General features: G+C 42.3%; 21 protein-coding genes. 15 read left to right on the forward strand and 6 right to left on the reverse strand.

Features of this window, described 5'->3' with window-relative positions; genetic code table 11:
* Positions 1-2228, reverse strand: a 2228-nt coding sequence (locus V7K53_RS06270; protein ID WP_335196750.1) for a WD40 repeat domain-containing protein, incomplete at its 3' end; no start/stop codon positions are given.
* Between the two features lie 245 nt (positions 2229-2473).
* Between V7K53_RS06270 and V7K53_RS06275 the strand changes: the two genes are divergently transcribed.
* The 3 genes from V7K53_RS06275 to V7K53_RS06285 all read left to right on the forward strand — a co-directional run bounded on the left by V7K53_RS06275 (position 2474) and on the right by V7K53_RS06285 (position 5471).
* Complete coding sequence (locus tag V7K53_RS06275) at positions 2474-4372, forward strand: ArsA family ATPase (RefSeq protein ID WP_335196751.1); 1899 nt, start codon at positions 2474-2476, stop codon at positions 4370-4372.
* Positions 4373-4417: 45 nt separating this feature from the next.
* A complete protein-coding gene (locus V7K53_RS06280; RefSeq protein WP_335196752.1) occupies positions 4418-4702 on the forward strand; it encodes a hypothetical protein in 285 nt (94 codons plus the stop codon).
* A gap of 115 nt (positions 4703-4817) precedes the next feature.
* On the forward strand, positions 4818-5471 hold the full coding sequence (locus V7K53_RS06285; protein WP_335196753.1) for a DUF4241 domain-containing protein: 654 nt from the start codon (positions 4818-4820) through the stop codon (positions 5469-5471).
* A 279-nt stretch (positions 5472-5750) separates the two neighbouring features.
* Here the strand turns inward: V7K53_RS06285 and V7K53_RS06290 are convergent, their stop codons facing one another.
* From V7K53_RS06290 to V7K53_RS06310, 5 genes are all read right to left on the reverse strand, one after another.
* Positions 5751-6152, reverse strand: a complete 402-nt coding sequence (locus V7K53_RS06290; RefSeq protein WP_335196754.1) for a hypothetical protein — start codon at positions 6150-6152, stop codon at positions 5751-5753.
* Between the two features lie 12 nt (positions 6153-6164).
* The gene (locus tag V7K53_RS06295) at positions 6165-6473 is read right to left on the reverse strand and encodes a hypothetical protein (protein WP_335196755.1); all 309 of its coding nucleotides are present in this window, start codon (positions 6471-6473) and stop codon (positions 6165-6167) included.
* A gap of 107 nt (positions 6474-6580) precedes the next feature.
* Positions 6581-7090: a GNAT family N-acetyltransferase gene (locus tag V7K53_RS06300; RefSeq protein WP_194144279.1), complete on the reverse strand. Its 510-nt coding sequence runs from the start codon at positions 7088-7090 to the stop codon at positions 6581-6583.
* Positions 7090-7380, reverse strand: a complete 291-nt coding sequence (locus V7K53_RS06305; protein WP_194144280.1) for a type II toxin-antitoxin system TacA family antitoxin — start codon at positions 7378-7380, stop codon at positions 7090-7092. The genes V7K53_RS06300 and V7K53_RS06305 overlap by 1 nt, the downstream gene beginning before the upstream one ends.
* A gap of 447 nt (positions 7381-7827) precedes the next feature.
* Positions 7828-8076: a gas vesicle protein GvpG gene (locus tag V7K53_RS06310; protein WP_335196756.1), complete on the reverse strand. Its 249-nt coding sequence runs from the start codon at positions 8074-8076 to the stop codon at positions 7828-7830.
* Between the two features lie 213 nt (positions 8077-8289).
* Here V7K53_RS06310 and gvpN point away from each other — a divergent pair, with 213 nt between their 5' ends.
* From gvpN to V7K53_RS06370, 12 genes are all read left to right on the forward strand, one after another.
* On the forward strand, positions 8290-9462 hold the full coding sequence (gene gvpN, locus V7K53_RS06315) for a gas vesicle protein GvpN (RefSeq protein ID WP_335196757.1): 1173 nt from the start codon (positions 8290-8292) through the stop codon (positions 9460-9462).
* Entirely contained in the window at positions 9459-9809 is a 351-nt protein-coding gene (locus V7K53_RS06320; RefSeq protein WP_335196758.1) for a gas vesicle protein, read from the forward strand. Before gvpN ends, V7K53_RS06320 begins: the two co-directional genes overlap by 4 nt.
* Positions 9796-10230, forward strand: a complete 435-nt coding sequence (locus V7K53_RS06325; RefSeq protein WP_069071675.1) for a gas vesicle protein K — start codon at positions 9796-9798, stop codon at positions 10228-10230. Before V7K53_RS06320 ends, V7K53_RS06325 begins: the two co-directional genes overlap by 14 nt.
* A gap of 36 nt (positions 10231-10266) precedes the next feature.
* Positions 10267-11016, forward strand: a complete 750-nt coding sequence (locus V7K53_RS06330) for a GvpL/GvpF family gas vesicle protein (protein ID WP_335196759.1) — start codon at positions 10267-10269, stop codon at positions 11014-11016.
* Between the two features lie 207 nt (positions 11017-11223).
* Entirely contained in the window at positions 11224-13047 is a 1824-nt protein-coding gene (locus V7K53_RS06335) for an AAA family ATPase (RefSeq protein ID WP_335196760.1), read from the forward strand.
* Between the two features lie 238 nt (positions 13048-13285).
* Positions 13286-13975 (forward strand): GvpL/GvpF family gas vesicle protein, encoded by a 690-nt coding sequence (locus V7K53_RS06340; RefSeq protein ID WP_335196761.1) that lies wholly within the window; start codon positions 13286-13288, stop codon positions 13973-13975.
* Positions 13976-14215: 240 nt separating this feature from the next.
* Complete coding sequence (gene gvpA / locus V7K53_RS06345; RefSeq protein ID WP_163931998.1) at positions 14216-14437, forward strand: gas vesicle structural protein GvpA; 222 nt, start codon at positions 14216-14218, stop codon at positions 14435-14437.
* A 75-nt stretch (positions 14438-14512) separates the two neighbouring features.
* The gene (locus V7K53_RS06350) at positions 14513-15211 is read left to right on the forward strand and encodes a gas vesicle protein GvpC (protein WP_335196762.1); all 699 of its coding nucleotides are present in this window, start codon (positions 14513-14515) and stop codon (positions 15209-15211) included.
* Between the two features lie 452 nt (positions 15212-15663).
* Positions 15664-16995, forward strand: a complete 1332-nt coding sequence (locus tag V7K53_RS06355) for a response regulator (protein WP_335196763.1) — start codon at positions 15664-15666, stop codon at positions 16993-16995.
* Between the two features lie 145 nt (positions 16996-17140).
* Positions 17141-17503 (forward strand): response regulator transcription factor, encoded by a 363-nt coding sequence (locus tag V7K53_RS06360; protein ID WP_069071669.1) that lies wholly within the window; start codon positions 17141-17143, stop codon positions 17501-17503.
* 50 nt (positions 17504-17553) lie between these two features.
* Positions 17554-18051 carry a chemotaxis protein CheW gene (locus tag V7K53_RS06365; RefSeq protein ID WP_335196764.1) on the forward strand — a complete coding sequence of 166 codons (498 nt, stop codon included), beginning with the start codon at positions 17554-17556 and terminating at the stop codon, positions 18049-18051.
* A gap of 406 nt (positions 18052-18457) precedes the next feature.
* Positions 18458-23704 (forward strand): GAF domain-containing protein, encoded by a 5247-nt coding sequence (locus tag V7K53_RS06370; protein WP_335196765.1) that lies wholly within the window; start codon positions 18458-18460, stop codon positions 23702-23704.
* The last annotated feature ends 3 nt before the right edge of the window (positions 23705-23707 follow it).

Raw genomic sequence — 23707 nt, forward strand, 5'->3', positions numbered from 1 at the left:
CAAGGTTGACCAATGGGGTTGCCGTGAATATCCCATAAGCGGATTGTCGAATCATTGCTGGCACTGACAATCCACTGACCATCAGGGCTAAAGGCGACAGAATTGACCCAATTCTCATATTTGCGCTGCGATCGCCCGATGACCCGATCTTGTAATATTTGATGTAGCTCCCACAAACGCACAGTGCGATCGCCACCACTGACAATCAGCTTGCCATCAGGGCTAAAGGCTAGGGAATTAACCTCTCCTTCATGTCCCCGCCAAGGTTGAGTGATGGGGTTGCCATTGATATTCCACAAGCGTATTGTCCGATCGCAGCTACCACTAATAATAAACTTGCCATCAGGGCTAAACGCTACAGAATTTACATGTCCTTCATGCCCGTGCCAAGGTTGACCGATGGGATTACCTTGGATGTCCCACAACCGCACTGTAGAATCACTACTACCACTGACAATAAACTTGCGATCGGGGCTAAAGGCGGCGCAAATAATTTTTGCCTCATGTTTGTACCAGGGTTGAGTGATAGTGTTACCTTGTAAATCCCACAAACACACCGTTCCGTCAAAACCAACACTGATAATAGAATCGCCATTTGGGCTAAAGGCGACGGAAATAACTCCTTCCTTATGTCCGCGCCAAGGTTGAGTAATGGCGTTACCTTGTAAATCCCACAAACACACTGTTCCGTCAAAACCAACACTGACAATAGAATCGCCATTTGGGCTAAAAGCGACGGAAATAACTCCTTCCTCATGTCCCTGCCACGGTTGAATAAGGAGATTACCTTGTAGATCCCATAAACACAAAATTCCGTCAATACTGCCACTAACAATAAACTTGCCATCAGGACTAAAGACTAGACAATTAACCTCTTGCTCGTGCCCCAACAAAAATTGAGCGGTAGGATTGCCAATAATATTCCACAAGCACACCGTAGAATCGCTACTGCCACTGGCAATAAACTTGCCATCAGGACTAAAGGCTACACAATTAACCTCTTGCTCGTGTCCGCGCAAGCTATTCGCTTCTGTGGGTGTGTTCATTGCTTCCTTCAAGCTTCCCAGAACAGGAGCTAGAAGCTGGTTTGGGTATTTCTCTAGATTCTCACCCATTGTTTGAATCGCCAGCACCAAACCCTCTAGCGGTTGGACAGGAAGTAAATTCAAAACCCTGGCGGATTGCTCGCGCAGTTTTAATTCAGTCAGTGCAAGGTTTAACTTTTGAATCTCTTGTTCCTTTTCTCTCGAATGGCGATCGCGCCATCCAAGACTAGGATTAATAAATTGATTAGCTTGTTCTCTTAAATAACCAAACGTTTGCTGTTTTAGTTCTTGATAAGTCTTTATCTTCAGAACCCCGTTTGCAATATCTTCTTTTTCCCACAATACATTCAGGGTGTATGCCAGAAGCGGTAAAGAATCATCTTGTTGGTGAAAATCATGAATAATTTGCTCAACTAATCCTTGTTCAAAGGTAACGCCATTTTTAGCAGCAGGTTCAGCGATCGCTAACTTTAATTCTCCATCGCTCATTCTAGTGAGTATACGACTATAGCGATCGTGAATCTTTGCAAGTTGGGGATACTCACTAAATTTATCCAAAAAATCAGATCGCATTGTTAAAACAATTTTGACAGAGCTATCCTGGTGCTGGAACAGTTGAAAGAGACTAGCAACAAATTTATCGCGTTCCGGTTTTTGAGTTTTTGTAAACAGTTCTTCAAATTGGTCAATAAAAATCAGAATGCACTGATAATCTTGTTTGAGGAATGTGACAATTTTAATTAGGGTATTTTCTCTTATTTCTCTAGCAATATCCGCTATTTGCGATTTTTTCCCATAAGTAGAAGCAAGACAGTGATAAAGAGATTTAAAAGGATTTTCATCTGGGTGAAAACTTATATTAATTAATGAATTTTTATTAGATCCTAAATAAGGAATTAAACCTGCCCGAATTAATGATGATTTGCCACTCTCTGATGCTCCTAGAAGCAAGAGTACATTATCTTTTTTTAAGCGATCGCCCAGATTAACAATCCATTTATCTCGACCAAAAAATTTGTCTTTATCTTTAATTTCAAAAGTTTTTAGTCCTAAGTAGGGAGAGTCTGTTTTAAGTGGACGACAATGAATGTCCTCAAAATTACTGTCAGAAAAAAAGTCGTATTCAGAAATACCTTGGACATTACAGCCAATATTTATATCGCCTTCAGAACTGTTAACCATCTTATCTCCTTACCTTTGGACATCTCTGGCTAAATCTTTACCTCAGTTATAGTTCCTCGGCTAATCTTTGTAAGTACCTCAACAAAATTAATTACATATTCTCTTGTAAAGCTTTCCCTATCGCCGCCCTAGAAGTTTTGTAAATCCTATCCGTGAAAGATTAAGGTTTTAAATAGATTTATTCAGCAAAATTACTTAAGTTAATTTCAAAAAAATGTAGTAACTTTATCCTAAAACGCCGGATAATGACAAACGGGATGGAACTTTTTGATAACCTACACCTTGCTATGTTTAGCGGTAAAGGTGGAGTCGGAAAAACGACAATCTCCTGCACCTTTGCATGTCGTTGGGCGCAGAAATTTGCCAATGAGCAAATTCTTTTAATCTCAACCGATCCGGCTCACTCTCTTGGAGATGTCTTACAAGTTAGCGTTGATGACATTCCTCGTCCCATAGCGGAACTACCCAATCTACGAGTAAGAGCGTTAGATGCAAAGCGTCTGCTACAAGAGTTTAAAGAACGTTATGGTCAGGTGTTAGAACTGTTAGTGGAGCGCGGTAGTTTTGTTGAAGGAGAAGACTTGTCTCCAGTTTGGGATTTAAATTGGCCTGGACTGGACGAGTTGATGGGCTTGTTAGAGATCCAACGCCTTTTTCAGGAGCAGCGGGTAGATCGAGTAGTAGTAGATATGGCTCCTAGCGGTCATACTCTCAACTTGTTTGGATTGATGGATTTTTTAGACACTTTCCTCCACTCTCTCGAACTGTTTCAAGAAAAGCATCGGATTATTAGCAAGACTTTTGCTGGAAGTTACACACCCGATCGCGCTGACGAGTTTTTGCAAACCCTGAAAGCTGAACTGTCGCAAGGTCGTCGTCTGCTTCAAGATCCTAACCATACAGCTTGTTTGTTAGTTGCGATCGCCGAACCAATGAGTTGGTTGGAGTCAAAACGATTCCTAGAAGCCTTAGAAACCATGCAGGTTCCTTGTGGAGGGTTGTTTGTCAACCAAGTCCTTGCCAGTGCGACTGACCCAGATCGTTACCAAGAACAACAACCGCTCATCAGCCAGTATACGACTCTTGCTAACGGAAAGCCGATGTTTATTGTGCCACAACAAGATAAGGAGCCTTTGGGAATTGTAGCCCTCAGCAATATTATCGACCAAATCCATATTCCTCAGCTTGAACCACTATCTCCTGTTCATCTACTCCCAATTCAATGGCCTGAAAAAATTCCTCCTAGCTTTGGAGATTTTCTGACCGAAGGTCGTCGCCTATTACTAATCGGCGGTAAGGGTGGAGTAGGCAAGACCACAGTAGCAGCTGCGATTGGTTGGGCTATGGCTCAACAACATCCCGATCGCAAAATTCGCATGGTTTCCATCGATCCTGCTCACTCCTTGGGTGATGCCTTTGGTCTGAGTTTAGGACACGAACCATATCAAATAACTACCAATCTTCGAGGTCAGGAAGTGGATGGCGATCGCATTGTCGATCAATTTAGAGCCGATTACCTATGGGAACTGGCCGAAATGATGAGTGGCGAAACCCAAACAAGCGAATCTATTGAAATGGCCTATGCTCCTGCTGCCTGGCGCAAAATTGTCGATCAAGCTTTACCAGGGATTGATGAAATACTTTCCCTGTTAACAGTAATGGAATTGCTAGAGCAACAAGAAGAAGACTTAATTATTTTAGACACTGCTCCTACAGGTCATCTTCTACGTTTTCTAGAAATGCCAACTGCATTAGCAGACTGGCTAGGTTGGATTTTCAAACTCTGGATCAAGTATCAAAATGTTCTTGGTCGTACAGAGTTTATGGGGCGTTTACGAACTTTGCGACAGCGCGTAGTCAAAGCCCAAAAAGTGCTAAAAGACGCACAACAAGCAGAGTTCATTGGGGTTACACTTAACCAGACTAGCGTACTTGCCGAACAACAACGCTTGTTCAAATCTATGCAAGAAATAGGTGTAAGTCAGAATTACCTTGTTCTCAACCGTTTTACTTCTACAGCAACCATTAATTGCGATGACTGCGAGACAAATTTTCCAGGTTTGACAATAGTTCGCTTACCAATGCTTCCTCGCTCAGTTCAGCCTTTAGAACGCATCCAAGGAGCAGCTACCTGTTTATTTTAACGGCTAATTAGACTAAATACTTTCATACCCAAAGAGAAATTTATTATGCATCGCACTCCAAACCGCAGACAAATTCAAGCCAAATTTAGCACCATGCCTCCTCAACGTTCTCAAGCAACAGCCTACTTAAATGCTTACAAAATGATGTTAGAGAAGGAGCGTTTAGAGGAGGAACTAGAGAAACTCGAAGCACGCCAACATCAGATTCAGCAACGTCTTGCTATTTTAAATAGTCAAACAATTCCTGAAGGGGACATGACTCATCAGCAAGCAAATACTGACTTGAAGGACAATACACCAAAATTCAAAACCTTAACGTTGGAATACTAAGTACTAAGATTTCAGCTTGCCTATTCTTCGCAACTTCCTTGCTCGGTCGGGGCTATCTCAATAGATTTGTATAAGATTTAAATTAATGACCTTTAAACAAATAAATGAATAAAAGATGATAAATGTTGATTTATCAAAAGCTTTCCAAACAGGTCAAAGGCTAAATACACGATTTGGTATTTTTATTCTTAATCCCTATATAATTGGGGAATTAAACTTAACTTCAGGAAAATTAGTAGCTTGTGATCCCCTAGTTTTTCCTGGTACAGATCCCTTTAGTCCCAATTTTCAACCTGGTTGTTACCCAGTTTTTTTGAGCATTGCACACAACCTCAATAACGAAGAACCAATGGTTGCTTATGCTATGGTTCAGATTAGCGAAGTAAGCCCAGTAAGGTGGGAATTAGCTACTAGAGTTGGTGAAAAATTAAGTGATTTAAAAGAAGGAGAGGGATTTTTTGGTTATGGAGTTGATTCTGGAATAGGGTGTTTTATGGATGCGGATGCTGCTCAAATTATTATTAATAATACTTGGAAAACAGAAATTTATGAAGACACTTTAGCTTGCAAACTAGATAATTTACTCGAAGAAGAAAATAGACTTGGCGTAATGTTGGCTAATATGTGTGTCAATGAGTCCAATGGAGCAAATGTTATTGCATTTGCAACAGCGTTGGGTGATGGTTTTTATTATAATTACTTTGGATACGATACTAATAATAATGTTGTTAACGTTATTACAGTGAGTTTATCTGGAGATATCCAGTAAGAAGAAAGTAAGAATACTTTCTGATAATTTAGCTCGAAAGTCTAAAATACAGAGTTTTCAGCAGACACGACAGCGCACCTTGATTGCGCTGTCGAAGTTAGCAGATAGAAAAACCATTTATCAAGCATTTCACAGCAAATAGCGGAATTTTTCATCAATCGTTGCGATACCCCAAAGGTGAGCAACAAAGCCTATCTCAAACCCTTATATATTCAGCTTTGCGCTAGGCACGAAAATTCGTTGCTTAGTTATTTCTTATTTCTACTCAATTGCCTAAAATTAGCCAGATAGCTTCACAAGGAATGAAGAATCGACATCTAAAAGCCAATTCTCATCAATAAATTCTAGATTTTCATCATAAACAAGAATCAATTCACCAAGTTTTTGAGCATTGCTACTTGCAGTTTTTGTATTATCAACAGCATCAGCAATCAGCAAAAACTTTAGTTGTAAAAAACGTTCTTTGTGAGTAACGCCTATTGAACTGCTAACTAATTCGGCTTCTAGGGTACGAGGTAACGTAATTTTCTCATAATATTCATCTTGTTCATCCCAATAACCACACACTTTATAATCACACTGGTCAAGATGTTCTTGAACAAGAAGATTAGCATCTAGACTTTGTAATATTTCAGTTAAATCTTGCCAAACTTGATGATTTTTTAATTCGAGCCTTGTCATAGTTATGTGGGTTTAATGTTCTGTTACCAAACCAGAGAAGTGCAATATACCATCAATTAATTTTGCATGAAATCGGCGGTCGCCACCTTTACCTAAGACTTTAGATTTAAAATCGTAGCCAGATTCTTGGGAAGCCACCAACCCAACATTACCGCGAGGAGGTACAAGCCCCTTCTCAATGGCTTTTAAATGTTTCCCCTTCCGATCATATTTTAATCCCAGCTTTATTTGTTCACTGCCAAATAAAACTAGCAGACCACTGATTGAAAGATATACAGTATCAGGTTGAATATCTGCCCAATTATCGGGCAAAGCTTCCATTAAATTAATACTTGTATAGTAGAAGCATAATTTATTTAAGTATAATAGCTAACAATATTTTTAAAATTAACGTGAGTCTCCAACGGAGGCGCACGTTAGTTAATAGGTTAATCTACAATGCTTGCTCGAATATCTTTTAAAGTCATCATTAGCGTTAATGCTTCTATTGGCGATGCTTGAAAACCACGTTTTAAATAAAAATTTTTGGCTTCTTCATCTTTAGCGTGAACCAAAATACATCTAACACCAGCTATTTGAGATACTGATAAAATGCGTTTAATAGCATCTTTTAATAAACCAGACCCTATACCTTGTCCTTCCCATTTGATATCTACAGCTAGCCTACCAATAAGCATACACGGTATAGGGTCTGGTGCGTTCCGTTTAGCTTTGCTAACAGCTGCTAAATGAGTTACAGAAGCTGTTGATAAACAGTAATAGCCTATTACTTTATTTTCAACTGTTACTACAAATGTTCTGGCTGTATCCCCCTCATTTTTCAAAGCTCTCTCCTTCAGCCAGCTATTCAAGGCTTCTGATTTGGATTCAAACTCTGATACATCATGGTTTTTAGTAACAGGCTGAGGAGCATTGATCATTTTCCTTTGGTTTGTCATCAATCCCAAGGCGATTTAGCAGTTAAGAGTTTACGAATTTCTTCATTCGCTTTAGGTGGTGAGTCTAAAATAGCAAGGAACTCTTGATATTTTTCCTCATCTAATGCAAAAAAGGTTTTGTCACAGATGACTTTTTCAGCTTCTCTACAGGCTACCTCTAACATAAAGTCAGAACGGCTTTTACCAAGAATCGCAGCCGCATTGTCAATTAAATCCCGTTGTTGTTCTTGAACTCTAATATTAATTACTTGGTTACGACCAAGATTATCCATTTTAGAACGGGCAACCATTAGGTATCTTCCATATTTATGTGTCAGATTAAGCATTACCGAAGTAAGGTTGCAGCTTACTTCGGTAATGCTTAATATCTAATATAGAACATTTGTATATACAATGCCAATACATTTTATATGTTATAGGACTTACGCAATAAACCTCCCAAACTCTTATTCCTCCGTGTCCTCTGCGTTCTCTGTGGTTCGATTTTCCGTGACTTGTGCGTAAGTCCTGTGTTAGTGAAAATGTCGGGAAATGACTCTTTTCCTGGCGTTGCTGAATCTAGGGATGAAATTGTACGTATTGAAATATAAAATTCCTTATTCTCTCTGCGTCTGGAGCGCGACGGACACTTTCTACCCTGCGCGTTCCGCGTTAGCGGTACAAGTCGGGAAACCCGCCCACAAAAGAAAAGTGTCCTCCTCTGCGTGAGAAAAACCATCCCGCATTTATGCAACGCCCTATTCCTCCAACATTGTTCCCTCCTGTTCTGCTTCCAGAATCGCTAATAAAAGCGCTTCTTCCTGAATTTCAAACTCTTCTTCGGGAATTTCTCCCATATCAAAAGCAAGTTGGAGTGCAAGAAGTTGCTTGCTGAGATTTTCTTTATCATCAATTTCAGTACTCGCCTGTTCTAAAATTTTTTCCCCAAGCCACGTTACCCCCATTAATGGGCCAGTAATCGGTAATAGTAAAAAGCGCAGAACCATATTGCTTTACACTTGTGTGGACTTATCAAAGGTATCCTCTCAAGACCGTAATCATGCTGATGACATAAATATTAAACATTACTAGTCTTGTGTTGATGCCAAAATGCGTTGGATTTGAGTCCAGTTAAGGCTGATTGACATCTGTATTTTATATTTGCAATGTAAAAAAAAATACTTTTACATGACATTCCTATTTTAGGAGGTACTTAGAGTTTGACAACAGTATTAAATGCATCTCCCCAACGATTTGTCAATACACCTGCTGTTCAACGCATCGCTCAACGTGCTTTGCGCTATCTACAGTCAGGTTTTTCAATACATTTACGTGGTGCAGCCGGAGTCGGAAAAACCACTCTGGCAATGCATCTAGCTGATTTGCTCAATCAGCCGATCATCCTCTTATTTGGAGATGATGAGTTTAAAACCTCAGACTTGATTGGTAATCAATTAGGTTATACCCGTAAAAAGGTTGTTGATAACTTCATCCACAGCGTTATCAAAGTTGAGGATGAAGTCCGACAACATTGGGTTGATGCACGATTAACCCTAGCTTGTAAAGAAGGATTTACGCTGGTTTACGACGAATTCAATCGATCGCACCCGGAGGTAAATAACGTTTTACTCTCCGTACTTGAGGAGAGGTTGTTAGTATTACCAACAAACCAACATCGAGCTGAGTATATCCGGGTTCACCCTCAGTTTCGGGCAATCTTAACATCAAATCCTCAAGAGTATTGTGGAGTTCATGCAACTCAGGATGCTTTGATGGATCGTGTTATTACCATTGATATGCCTACACCTGATGAACTGAGTCAGCAGGAAATTGTAGTTCATAAAACAGGTATAGATTCCGAGAAAGCAGAAGTAATTGTCCGCTTAGTACGGACGTTTTGGAGTCGATCTGGCTCTGGACAAGGCGGTGGATTGCGTTCCTGTCTTATGATTGCCAAAATCTGCCACGAACATGAAATTTCCGTCAACCCTGGAGATCCTAGCTTCCAAGATATTTGTGCCGATATCCTGCTTTCTCGCACGAATCAACCTCTGATGGAAGCAACTCGGTTACTGGAAGAGGTTTTAAGTGAATTATATCATAGTATAAATACTCAATCCCAGCCGTCAGAGATAATACCAAACAACCAAGATCGGGTTGTATTGGAACAACGAGTACCTTACGAGCATGAAGTCTACAACTACCTGTGTAATTCTCCAGGAAGGCGTTTCTCTGAATTGGCAGTAGAACTAGGGATCGATCGCAGTCAAATTGTGGCTGCACTCAAGTCTCTCAGAGAACAGGGAGTATTAGTACAAATGCAGGGTAATGCCGAGCCGCCAAGCATCTCACAGACAGTTGCTTTTGATTCTGGCCATTTAATAAACAAATGAGTACTAATACTAATCGGGGAGCTATCACCACATCAACTCAAGGTTCTACCTTGGCAGATATTCTAGAACGGGTTCTGGATAAAGGCATTGTTATCGCAGGAGATATTTCTATTTCCGTAGGCTCCACAGAATTGCTCAACATTCGGATTCGTTTGTTGATTTCTTCTGTTGATAAAGCCAAAGAGATTGGAATTAATTGGTGGGAGAGCGACCCCTATCTTAATAGTCAAACTCACGCCTTATTAGCAACTAATCAACAACTTCAAGAGCGTCTTGTCAGTCTAGAAACAGAACTGCAATCGCTCAAAGCACTCAATCCTATTAATCATCAGAATGCAGGCGATTAGCAAATCAAAAGGTTCCGATTCCGGTTTAGCACCGTTGTTACTGACGGTTGTTGAACTGATACGCCAACTCATGGAAGCTCAGGTGATTCGGCGAATGGATGCTGGCAACCTCAGCGACTCTGAGCTAGATCGAGCTGCCGAAAGCCTGCAACAGCTTGAACAACAGGTTGTTAAGCTTTGCGAGATATTTGATGTTGACCCAGCCGATCTAAATATTAACTTGGGTGAAATGGGAAATTTACTTCCCCAATCTGGAGGATATTACCCCGGTGAAACCTCTAGTCAACCCTCTATTCTAGAACTCCTCGATCGCCTATTAAATACGGGTGTTGTGGTTGAAGGTGACTTGGACTTAGGACTGGCTCAATTAAGCTTAGTTCATGCCAAGTTAAGACTAGTACTCACTTCCAAACCCTTGTAACTTTTTTATCTACATTCTTTTTGGTAAGACATTTTTATGAGTTATGGCTTTTACATTTATGGAATTTTGACCTTGCCTGCTCCAGAAAACTTAAATTTACAGGGCTTAGATCGGCAACCTGTACAAATTAAAATTTTGGATGATTTTGCAGTCATCTACTCAGAAGCACAGCAAGAGCGTTATTTGGCTAGCCGTCGTAACCTGCTAAGTCATGAAAAAGTCCTTGAGGAGATCATGCAAGGAGGCGATCGCTATTTACTGCCAGTGCAATTTGGACTTTTGGTTTCAAGCTGGGAAACGGTTTCACAGCAATTAATTCGTCCTCATCAAGAAGAATTGACGCAATTGCTTGCAAAGTTATCGGGTTGCCGAGAAGTTAGTGTCAAAGTTTTTTGGGATACCGAGGCAGAAATTCAGGGATTATTGGCAGAACACCCAAATCTCAAAACCGAAAGGGATAAGCTAGTAGGTCAACCCCTGAGTATGGAGCGGGTAATCCAAATAGGGCAAACCATCGAACAGGGAATGAGCGATCGCAAGCAAGGCATCATAGATATATTTCAAGGCACGCTCAACTCCATTGCGATCGAGGTGGTAGAAAATACTCCCCAAATGGACACAATGATCTACAATTCAGCCTACCTAATTCCTTGGGAAGCAGAATCACAATTTAGCGAACACGTTGAAGCACTCGATCGTCAATTTGAAGACCGTTTGCGAATTCGTTACAACAATTTCACTGCCCCGTATAACTTTGCTCGTCTTCGATTAACAATTTCCAACTGATTAATTCCTCTTCCTGTTGAACAGCAATAAAAATTGAGAATCAAAAATTATTGAAACTTTTAATTTTTCGTAACATGACTTACGCAATAACTCGATAAAACTCCTATTTCTCTGCGTCCTTTGCGTCCTTTGCGGTTCGTTTTTTAATTATTTTGCGTAAGTCCTATGAAAATAAAATTTTCTCTACCTTTTATTTAACTAAAATCAATGGACGACATATTTAAAGGATTTGAACACCTATTAGAAATTGCCAAAGCTTTAGAAGAAAAAGCAGAGAAAGGCGAGTTAAAAACTTCTATTCAAATTCGCTCTCATAATCTCAGTAGTATTCCCCGGCAAGGCAATATTCCCAGAACAAATAATTCCAGCCGAGTCAGATCCAATTCCACTGTTGGCACTACACCAATGGATGATACTGATGTCACTCCCCCATCAGATAAGACGAACTCAAAAACTTCTTGGCAAGATGTCGGCGGCTTGGCGGATGTTCTCCAAGAAATCAGAGAGTTAGTTGAAATTCCACTTAAACGTCCAGATTTATTGGTGAAATTAGGGTTAGAGCCTCCGAGTGGGGTTTTGCTAGTTGGCCCGCCCGGTACTGGAAAAACTTTAACAGCCCGCGTTTTGGCAGAAGAGTTAGAGTTAAACTACATTGCCATCAATGGCCCAGAGGTGATGAGCAAGTATTACGGCGAAGCAGAAGCTCGTTTGCGAAGTATTTTTGAGAAAGCAACTCGTTCTGCTCCCTGCTTGATATTTATTGATGAAATTGACAGCCTTGCCCCAGATCGCAGCCAAGTGGAAGGTGAAGTTGAAAAAAGACTAGTGGCGCAGTTGCTTGGGTTAATGGATGGGTTTGCCAAAACCGAGGGCGTAATTGTATTAGCGGCAACAAATCGTCCTGATTATCTCGATCCGGCGCTTCGTCGTCCGGGACGCTTCGATCGCGAAGTTCAGTTTCGGGTTCCCGATCGCAATGGACGATTGGAAATTCTCACGATTTTGACAAGTGCCATGCCCTTGGAAACTTCAATTAATTTAGGAGCGATCGCCGATTTGGCTGTCGGTTTTGTTGGTGCGGATATCAAAGCACTTTGTCAAAAAGCAGCCTACATTGCCCTTCGTCGTCAAGTCCCCTCGCTCAACAGTCCCATTCCTGAGAACATGACTATCATGCAGCAGGATTTTCTCGAAGCAATTAAGGAGATAAAACCCTCAGTTCTCAGGGATGTAGCAGTTGAAGTACCGAGCGTCAGCTGGGATGACATTGGTGGTTTATATGATGTGAAACAAAAACTTCAAGAATCTGTTGAAGGCGCACTCCTTTATCCCGAACTATACGAGCAAACCAAAGCCAAGCCTCCCCGGGGGATTCTGTTGTGGGGACCGCCGGGAACGGGAAAAACATTACTTGCAAAAGCGATCGCTTCCCAGGCTAGAGCCAACTTTATTGCTGTGAATGGCCCGGAATTACTCAGCCGATGGGTAGGTGCGGCAGAACAAGCAGTCAGAGAACTCTTTCGCAAAGCTCGGCAAGCAGCTCCTTGCGTTGTGTTTATAGATGAAATTGATACTTTAGCACCAGCACGGGGACGATTCACTGGTGATTCTGGAGTTAGCGATCGCGTTGTTGGTCAATTGCTCACCGAACTGGATGGGTTGCATGAATGCCCGAAAGTACTATTAGTAGGAGCAACCAATCGTCCAGAAGCGCTCGATCCTGCCTTGCTCAGAGCGGGAAGATTGGACTTACAAATAAAAATCGATCTACCAGATCGAGCCAGCCGATTAGCGATTCTAGGAGTTCACAATCTAGATCGTCCCCTGGTTGATGTCGATTTAGAAACTTGGGCGACAGTTACCGAAGGTTGGAATGGCGCAGACTTGGCTTTGTTGAGCAATCAAGCTGCTTTAAGCGCAATTCGTCGATACCGCGCCCAGGGATTGACTGACTCCAGCTTGATTCAGATTACAAATGATGATTTCCAGGTTACATACCAAATGCTTGCTAACCAGCATCAATCTCAATAGAAGGCAGAAGGCAGGAGGCAGGAGGCAGGAGGAAGAGGTAAGAATTTTCATGCTTAATTGTGCCAAAACTAGGCATGAATACTTACTTTAAAAAATGCAGAAGTTCAGAGCGGAAGCTACTTAAGTTATGTTACTAAAGTAAATTTAACTTAAACCCTCTTCCCCCCTGCCTCCTGCCTTCTGCCTCCTTCCTGTCTCTTGCCTCATCCCAACTACAAATGTTTACGCCGTTATACTTATGTCAATATACGCTTATGCTCTTCTAGTCCCCACCGCATCACCGCTTGTTCTACCTTTAGGGATGGAAAGGAATATTGAACTAGTTTACTCTTCTGGTTTAGGTGCGATCGCAGAGCCGGAAATCTCACTGGAGGCAATACAGGCAACGGATGAGCGTTTACTTCAAGCTGTATTAAACCACGATCGCGTGATTCGAGAACTTTTTCAACAAACTCCCCTTCTTCCCCTACGTTTTGGGAGGGGTTTTACCTCGCAAGAAAAACTGCTGAATCATCTAGAAAAGCACCAAGAGCAATATCTAGAAGCCCTAACTCAGCTAGCAGACAAAGTTGAGTACACTTTAAAATTGACATCCTGTGATTTACTTGACGATTCTGACAATATTGATGCCAAGGGAAAAGCCTATTTATTAGCTAAAAAACAACGCTACCAAACACAGCAAGCATTTCAAGCACAACAATGCGAACAGTGGGAACTCTTGAGCCAGTTAATTCTTAAAACATATACAAATGTTATCTGTGAAACTCGACAGTCAGATGTGCGGCAAATCCACTTTTTGGCACAGCGCAACGATTCAACGGTCAGTACGCACCAGTTTTCCCTTTGGCAAGTACAATGCTCGTACTGGCAATTGGCACTCAGCGAACCTTTGCCACCTTATCATTTTCTCAAAAACACTCTCATATAAATTCATAAAAAATAATATTTATAACTTTACCAGAAAAAATCAAGATGAGATGATTTTTTCTTAAATTTTTGCCTAAAAAAAATATTGTTAACTTTTTAATATTTTTTTATTTTCTTATATTTATCTTATATTTTTGGGAACACTAAACTCAGGAAGAATAAAACACATTGTGTAAGTTTTACCTACTGCTCAATTAGAGCAGAATGAAATCAATAATTAGAGTTGTGAGAGCAAAATAAAATGGCTGTTGAAAAAGTTAACTCATCTTCAAGTCTGGCTGAAGTTATTGACCGCATTTTGGACAAAGGAATTGTAGTTGATGCTTGGGTACGTGTTTCTTTAGTTGGTATTGAACTGCTATCAATAGAAGCTCGGATTGTAATTGCTTCAGTTGAAACTTACTTAAGATATGCCGAGGCAGTTGGTTTAACATCTCAGGCTGCTGTTCCATCTGCTGCTTAACACCAGATTATAAAAAGGGAGTCTTCATGGCTCCTATTTAATATTTCTAGTTAACAAAATAGGAGATTTCAGCTGATGGCTCTCAAGAATTTATGGGAACAAGAGCGATCGCAGCGATTGCAAATAACTGCTGAACGCCGTCAACAAGTTAACCAGTGGAAACAGCTAACTCAAAAAGAATTGCAGCTGCAAGCAGATTTGCTTCATCAAGAATTGAGCAGTTTTGTTACCAGCCTTGACAACAACAGAAAGTTACAACAGCAGCAATTTCAGCAAGAGATTGTAGAGCGGCAATTGGAAATATTGCAAATAAAAACAGATGTCTCGCAACGCCAGCAAGAATACCGCCAACAGCGTTCAGCAAAGGCTCAGGCATTATTCCAAAACTTGCAAAATTTCCGGGCAATCTTACATAACAGTGTTTGGGACGATCGCAGTCCCGAACAACCAGTTCCGACAACTCCTGCTAAAGAAGAGAAATCAGTTGTAACAGTTCCAAAATGGTCAATTTCCCGTTCTGCAATTAAAGCCACTGGTTTTCGTACTTCCGTCAATACGATGACTAAGAAAGTACCTGCCTTGAATGCGGATACTGCTAAATCTAAAGTGCAGCAATACATTCAGCAAGCTGAAGGAGCTACTCTGATAGAAATTGAAGAGGTGGTAGGCTTAAGCCGAGTACAAACGATAGATATCCTGCGCTCCTTGATCAAGCAAGGGGTACTAGAACAACGCGATCGCCAATACTTTATTCGGCAACAAACAATTTCTTGACAAACTTAATTCAAGCTCATTTATTGTATTTGCAAACTAGGAAAATGCGATCGGCTTGTCTCTCCCGCCTTAAGCAGCAGAGTACAAAATCGATAAGCATTAAAGCTGGTTTATGTTTTGTAGTATTCAACATTTCCATCTTTTTCCGGTCTGTATTACAACTACATTTTTACAAGCAATATGCTCAGTAGATGTAACATGGCAACAAGTTAACCTATTAATAATTAGTTAACCTATTAATAATTAGAAAAAGAGCTTAAATCTTTGTTCAAGCTTCCGGCTTTGAACTTTAAAAATATCCGGTTGCAAAGGGATATAACAAGCTGGGGTAGCTCAATCAAGGTTTTTAACTGTGCTATTGGCGATCGCACGATGAAGTTAGTAAACTGGATTGTTTGAGCAATTTTAATGTAAATCCAAAACTCAAGATATATAAGGAGGTGCGATCCATTGTGAATCAATTGATCGAGCAACTTCAAATTAAATTATTTACAGGCAGGCTGAATCTTGAAGCAAGGGATGGGCCGACTTGGACGCTATATTTTCGTTTAGGACGATTAATTTGGCAGGCTGGCGGTTCTAATGCCGATGAGCGATGGCGACGACACTTGTTGCGGTACTGTTCTAATGTGGATGTGACACAGTTGGAGCAGCTTGTTTCTCCCCAAGAAAATTATCGCGAGTATTCCATTCTTGCTAAGTTACGAGAACAAAAATTAATCGAACAACAACAACTTGTGAGCCTGATTGCAAGCTCAATAGCTGAAGTCCTGTTTGATATAATGCAGTACATTGAAGCCAAAAGAAATGGCGACAATCCAACAGGGCAGTTGTCACATACTACCGTTGTTGGTGAAGTTCCAGGGGTTCTCCTAGCTGTAATACCAACAGAGGAAGTTTTGAAACGGGCTACACAAGCCTGGCAAGAATGGCGAGATGCAGGACTGGCAACCTACTCGCCCAATTTATTTCCGATAATTCAACAAATTGAGCTACTTCAAGGACAAGCATCCTCTAAACAGATTATTGCTCTAGTTGATGGCACAAAAACTTTACGAGGTTTAGGGCAAAAAAGCGGTCGGGATGTCTTAGCTTTGACTCGGTTATTGATGACATTGGTAAAAACAGGGGCGATCGCTTTTTCACCCACTCCAAAGCTCAGGCAGGTTGGGATTAGTAAAGAAACTGGCAACCCGTCCAGTGCAGTTAATAATTCTAATTCTTCACTAAAGACAGAAGAGGACACTGTTTTACAAGTTGCGCCCAATTTCAACAAAGTTGCTTCCCCAGCGACTAGTAAAGAAGTTTTCACTCCGTCCAGTGGAGTTAATAATTCCAATTCTTCACTGAAGACAGAAGAGAAGACTATTTTACAAGTTGGTCTCCCAGCAGCTAGTAAAGCAATTATTGATGTCTCAAGACCTTTAGTAGCCTGTGTGGATGATAGTCCAATGATCTGTCGCAGTTTGGAGGAAATTCTCACCCATCAAGGTTATCGCTTTGTTGGCATTCAAGATTCATTGACGGCAGTTTTAAACCTAATTAAAAGCAAGCCAGACTTCATTTTTTTGGATCTTTTGATGCCAAAAGTAAATGGCTATGAAATTTGTTCTCAAATCCGTAAAACTCCAAGTCTCAAAAATGTGCCAGTTGTCATCTTAACGGGGAAAGATGGAATAGTAGATCGGATGCGAGCAAAATTAGTAGGAGCAACTGACTTTTTGGGTAAACCTGTAGAAGTAGAGAAAGTACTCAATATGCTTCACAAGTATTTAACCGTTTAGATTGAAGCGGTAGTCATGCCAGTGGCTCTCCTAGATCCATTTTCAAAACAGATTTTGGATTGTAAATTACTTTCTATATCTGGCTTGGTGTTAATTCATTTGTCGCAATAATTTGTCAAATTCTAAATTAAATAGTTAGGAAAAAATGAAAAAAGTTCTTTTAGTTGAAGATAGCCTCACAGAATCCGAAAAGATGACACGTTACCTAGAGCAAGGAGGATATTCAGTTTATGAAGTTCGCAGTGGTGAAGAGGCTCAACTGCGGTTAAAACAACAAAAACCTGACTTGATCTTACTGGATTTGATTTTGCCAGGTCAAAGTGGATTTGAGTTCTGCCGCAAGTTGAAAGCCGATCCGACAACAAAAGGAATCCCGGTAGTGATTTGCTCAACTAAAAACACAGATGTTGATAGAACTTGGGGCAATATGAGTGGTGCAGATGGCTATTTAGTCAAACCTGTAGATGAAAATACCTTGCTTCAGACTGTTAATAAATTTATTCGCTAAAGGAAACTGGGGCAATGTTACAGGGCAATGATAGCTTTTCTTCGCTACCCATGAATAGCCAATTTAGACTTGAAAACTCTTCTCAAGGAAACAACCAGAGGTTTTTAAGATTTCCATTGAATGGAAAGGTAAATGGGTTACTCCCATTAGCTGATTTACGGGGAGTAATTCAGGTTGCGCTGACCGAGATTTTGCCAGTACCGCAAGTAGCAGAATTCTTGTTAGGCATCATGAATTGGCGGGGAGAAGCGATCTGGATTCTTGATTTAGCAGCTTTGTTGGGAGCAACACACTGGTGTCGGCGAGAAAGTGTGCGTAACTCTGGCATGGCGATGCTTGTTCAAGTCCAGAATCAAACCGTCGGGCTGTTGGTAGAGCAAGTCAATACCATTGAAGTTCACGATCCTCAAGAGCGGTTAGAGATTTCGACATCGATGTTACCTGGCCGACTAGGCTCGTTTTTACAGGGTTACTTTGTGGATTCTCAAGGTAGCCCTTTGATGTTACTTGACACCCATGTTGTGATTCAAGCCCTTCAGCCTCTTTAACACTAGTAGTCTGCCAACCCAAAAATGCTAGGTGAGGTCTGGGGAAAGGGTAAAGGGTAAAGGGTAAAGGGTAAGGGATTTAAAACCTTTCCCCCCGCCCCTTATCCCCAGAGGGGACCCCACCTTCCCCCTTACCCTTTACCCCGCCAAGTTCACTTGGCGAACTACTAGACCTCTTGCAAAAATAGTTTTGCACTCTTGGGGGAAGGGGGAAAGGGGAAGGGGAAAAGGTAAAAACCTCGCCCCGCACTTCGTGCCGCTACGCTAACGTGGGCGACTTGTTCATTCCTTTTCCCTTTTCCCTTTAACCTTTTCCCCTCTTTCTTATCCCTTTTCCCGACTTCTGCAAGAAGTTTATTCTGCATTCTACTTATTAATTCCGACAACCTTCATAGCAAGAAAGATCATGGTAGCGCAACACAATCTTAGACCGAGCCAACCTCACTCAAATCCCAGCAACGGTTATAAGGAAACTGATAACGGGCATACCGTTGATGTACCAGCAAAACAGCAAATCACCTCCGCTCTAGAAGAATTGCGAACTGAACTGGATCAAGCTGATTGGGTGGAAACAGGGCCATTGCGAGAGAGAATCCGCAAGTTAAAAGAACTGCTAAGTGTGTTGCCATATCAAGACGGAGGAGATGGATTAGAGGTAGAACAAGTACAGGCGATCGCTAGCAAAATCCGCCAATTTTCCGATCTAGATACATTGCTGGCTACTGCTGTCATAGAGATACAAAGCGCCCTGCAAGCCGATCGCGTGGTGCTGTATGAGTTTACGAATCCGACGCAGGGGATAGTTGTTGCGGAGGCGATGAGGGATGGCTTTACCCCAATGCTGAAGGAAAAACTGCCTGCCGTCACTTTTGGGTTAGGTTCTGCCAAGCTTTATCAACAAGAAAAATTAGTCGCGATCGCGGATACCTACACTGCTGGCTTGTCCCCTTACCAAAAGCAGTTAATGGAGCGGTTTCAGGTAAGAGCTTGTTTGAGTTTGCCGATCTTAGCAAAAGATGGGGTTTGGGGTTTGTTGGTGGTGCAGCAATGCACTGCTGCTCGCCAGTGGCAGAATGCTGAAATTCAGTTACTAAAATTAATCGAGCAGGAATTAGAAGCGCAACTGCAAGTTGCCGTGATTCAGGCTACGCTGCAACAAGAAGTAGAAAAAGACCAAATCCTGGTCGGTGTAGCAAATAAAATTCTCCAGTCCAAAGATTTGGATACCATCTTTCGCGTTGCCACCCAAGAAGTAAGACAGTCACTAAAATGCGATCGCGTCGCAATCTATCGTTTCCAGCCAGATTGGAGTGGGGAATTTGTGGCTGAATCTGCTGGAGCTGAGTGGGTTTCTCTATTAGAAGAACAGCGAAACAATCCAGCGATTGTCAATAACGTTAATTATTGTAGTGTGAGGAACCTTGCAGACGAAGGGGGATTGGTTGGGACAACAGGGCGATCGCACAGTGCAGATAGCTACATTCAGCATACCCAAGGCAAAAATTTCCATCGCGGACAGATTTATCGAGTCACTAATGATATCTACAGCGCTGGTTTTTCTGACTGCTATATCAAAGTTTTAGAAACCTATCAAGCCAAAGGATACATTATTGTTGCTATCTTCCAGGGAGAAAAGTTGTGGGGCTTGCTCGCTGCCTATCAAAATTCTCAGCCTCGTCAGTGGAAAGATAGTGAAGTTCGCCTAATGGTTCAGATTGCATCTCTATCTAGTATTGCTATTCAACAGGTGCAATATCAGCAACAACTTTATCACCGCTCTGAAGAGTCAGCCAAACTTGTGGAACGAGAACGTACTGTTTTCGGCATCATTGAAAAGATTGGGCAAGCAACGGATCTTCGCACCCTTTTCCGCATTACCACCCAAGAGTTGCGGCGATTTTTAAAATGCGATCGCGTTGTCGTTTATCAATTTCATCCAGACTGGAGTGGAGAAGTGATCGCTGAATCTGTGGCTGCTGGTTGGTCGTCACTGTTGGAGATGCAGGAACAAGACAGCATTTTAAAAACAGGTCTGATGTCTTCAGAACGTTGTAATGTTAAGGACTATGGCTCCCCTGTTAAACCTGATGCCGATACCTATCTGAAGGAAACCCAGGGTGGAGTGTACACCAAAGGAACGCGCTTTCGTAAAGTCAACGATATTTATGCTGCTGGTTTTTCACCTTGCTATTTAGAAACATTAGAGAAGTTCCAAGCCAAAGCGTACATCATTGTTCCCATCTTCCGCGCTGGTAATCTTTGGGGTTTGTTAGCAGCCTATCAGAATTCTGATGTTCGGAAATGGACTGAGGAAGAAACCGGTGCTTTGTTGCAGATCGGCGAACCGTTGAGCATTGCCCTCCAGCAAGCTGAATATATCGAACAGCTACGATTAAAAAATATCGAAATGACCCAAGTAGCTGAAGTAGAACACGCGATCGCCCGAATGACGGAGAGAATGCTTCATTCCCAACACCCAGAAACAATTTACCGCACTACCTTGGCAGAATTGCGGCAATTGTTCAAATGCGATCGCCTAGCAATATATCGCTTCAACTCTGACTGGAGCGGTGAATTTATTGCTGAATCTGTAGGAAGTGACTGGGTGCCTTTGGTTGGTCCCGATATCAAGACCGTATGGGAAGACGAACACCTACAGCAAACCGAAGGCGGGCGCTATCGCAACAATGAAACTTTTGCCGTCAATGATATCTATACTGTTGGCCATGCCCAGTGCCACATCGACCTGTTAGAGCAGTTCCAGGCTAAAGCCTACACCATCGCCCCTATTTTCGCTGGAAACAAACTTTGGGGTTTGTTAGGAGCTTACCAAAATAGCGGTCCGCGCCAGTGGAATTCCGAGGAAGTGCGATTGCTGACCAAATTGGGCATTCAGTTGGGGTTAAGCGTGCAGCAAGCCGAGTACATCGGAGAACTGAAAACGAAGAATGCAGAGTTGGCACGGGCAGCAGATGAGGAACAGGTGCTGACAGGGATGGTGGAAAAAATTCGCCAAGCTCAAGAGGCAGATACAATTTTCCTGAATGTGCTGCCAAGTTTACGCAAACAACTACAGTGCGATCGCCTTGCAGTATTTCGCTTTCATCCCGACTGGAGTGTGGAATTTGTTGCCGAATCCGTAAAAGATCAATGGCTGTCTTTAGCTAGTTCCGACATCAAAACGATGTGGATGGACGATCACTTACAAGAAACTCAGGGCGGACGCTATCGTAATCATGAAACCTTTGTTGTCAATGATATCTCCACTGCCGGTCACGTTCAGTGCTACGTAGAGATATTAGAAAAAATCCAGGCCAAAGCTTACGCGATCGCTCCGATTTTTATTGGAAACAAACTCTGGGGCTTTTTAGGAGCATACCAAAATACTGGCCCTCGGCAGTGGAAATCCAAGGATGTGCAACTGTTGCGAAAAGTAGCTGTGCAAATGGGTATAGGCTTGCAACAGGTTAAGTATATCGAACAACTCAAGAATAAGAATGCAGAGTTAGCCAGAACCGCAGAAGGGGAACGAGCATTAACACGGCTGTCAGAAAAAATCCGCCAAGTTCAAGAGCTAGATACGATTTTCCGCAATGCCTTACCAGAATTGCGATCGCACTTGGAATGCGATCGTCTAGCCGTGTATCGCTTCAATCCAGATTGGGGTGGGGAGTTTATTGCCGAATCCGTAAGTCGTGAATGGGTGGCTTTGGTTGGCCCCGATATCAGGACTGTATGGGAAGACGAACACCTACAACAAACCCAAGGTGGACGCTATCGCAACAACGAGACGTTTGTGATTAATGACGTTTACACTGCTGGTCATGCCCAGTGCCACTTGAAAATTCTAGAGCAATTCCAGATTAGAGCCTATATCATCACTCCGATTATTGCCGGAAACAAGCTCTGGGGTTTGTTAGGAGCTTACCAAAATAGCGGGCCGCGGCAATGGCAAGAGAATGAAGTCAACTTGGTAGCGAAAATCGGCACGCAGTTTGGGGTTGCCGTCCAGCAATCGCAATACTTACAACAAACCTTAACCAAGAATGAGGAACTGATCAAACTGGCAGAACGGGAAGTAGCAAACGCCCGATTTTCCTATCGCCTGCCAAGTCGGTTAACAGAGATGGCCCAAAGTCGTGGTAATGTTCTGGAATTTATCCAGTTTGCCACCCACGAACTTCGTCAACTGCTGAAAGTAGATCGAGTTGGAGTTTACCGTTTTGAGCCTGATTGGTCTGGAGAATTTGTAGTTGAGTCTGTGACTGGGGATTGGCCTAAGTTGGTGGGAACTAGCCTTGCCAGAGTTAGAGATACCTATCTCCAGTACAACCAAGGAGGGCGTTATGTCCGCAAAGAAAGTTTGCGGGTTGACAATATATATACTGTCGGTCATGACGAATGTCACGTCCAATTGTTAGAAATGTGGGGAACTAAAGCCTACATGATTTCTCCGATTTTTCAAGAAAATCGGCTATGGGGGCTGATGGGGGTTTATCAAAATAGCGCACCGCGTCAGTGGGAGCAATCCGAGGAGGATGTTCTCAACCAAGCCAGCGTCCAGATTGGTATTGCCCTCAATCTTGCAGACTACCTAACACAGGTGCGTACTCAAGAGCAGCAACTAGCAGAAGCAGCAGAGCGCGAACGCACCGCCCGCGAAAAACTCCAACAAGGAGCTATCCGCGTTCTCATGGCTTTGGAACCATCCTTCAGAGGCGATCTTACCGTTCGAGCGCCCCTATCTGAAGATGAAATTGGGACGATCGCCGATGGTTACAACACTACGATCCAAAGTTTGCGAGATTTAGTGCGACAAGTGCAGATTGCTGCTGGCAAGGTGAGTGAAAATTCCAGCAATAACACTACCTCAGTAGTAAAACTATCTGACCAAGCTCAACAGCAGGCAGAACGGCTGGAAAACGCTCTGGAACAATTACAAATGATGGTAACTTCCACCCAGATAGTCGCTGCTGATGCCCAAAAAGTAGGACAGGCGGTTCAAAGAGCTAATAACACCGTCCAAGCTGGTGATTCCCTGATGGAAAGAACCGTAGATGGGATTTTGGAGATTCGGGAAACAGTGTCGGAAACAGCGAAGAAGATTAAACGCCTCGGTGAAGCTTCTCAGAAAATCTCGAAAGTAGTAAGTCTGATTGAAAACTTTGCCACTCAAACCAATTTGCTGGCACTCAATGCGGCGATCGAGGCTACCCGTGCCGGAGAGTATGGCAAAGGCTTTGCGGTGGTTGCAGATGAAGTTCGTTCTCTGGCTTATCAGTCAGCTAGTGCCACCACAGAAATTGAGCGACTCGTGCAAGAAATTCAAGCTGGCACCAACGAAGTTACCGAAGCAATGGAAATAGGGATTACCCAAGTTGTCCAAGGCTCGAACTTGATCGATGAGACTCGTCATTCCCTGAGTGCGATCGTGGTAGCTACCAACGAAATTGGTGGACTAGTACAAGGAATTACCCAAGCAGTTTCCCATCAAAGTCAGCAATCCCAGATGTTGACAGAAGCGATGATGGATGTTTCGGCGATCGCCCGCAAGACTTCAGAAAGTGCCATCCACATTTCCGAGTCTTTTGAGGAACTACGGATGACTTCACAACAACTGGAAACCAGCGTTAGCCAGTTCAAAGTTGACTAGCCT

The organism is Nostoc sp. (genome assembly GCF_036917355.1).
Classification (GTDB): domain Bacteria; phylum Cyanobacteriota; class Cyanobacteriia; order Cyanobacteriales; family Nostocaceae; genus Nostoc.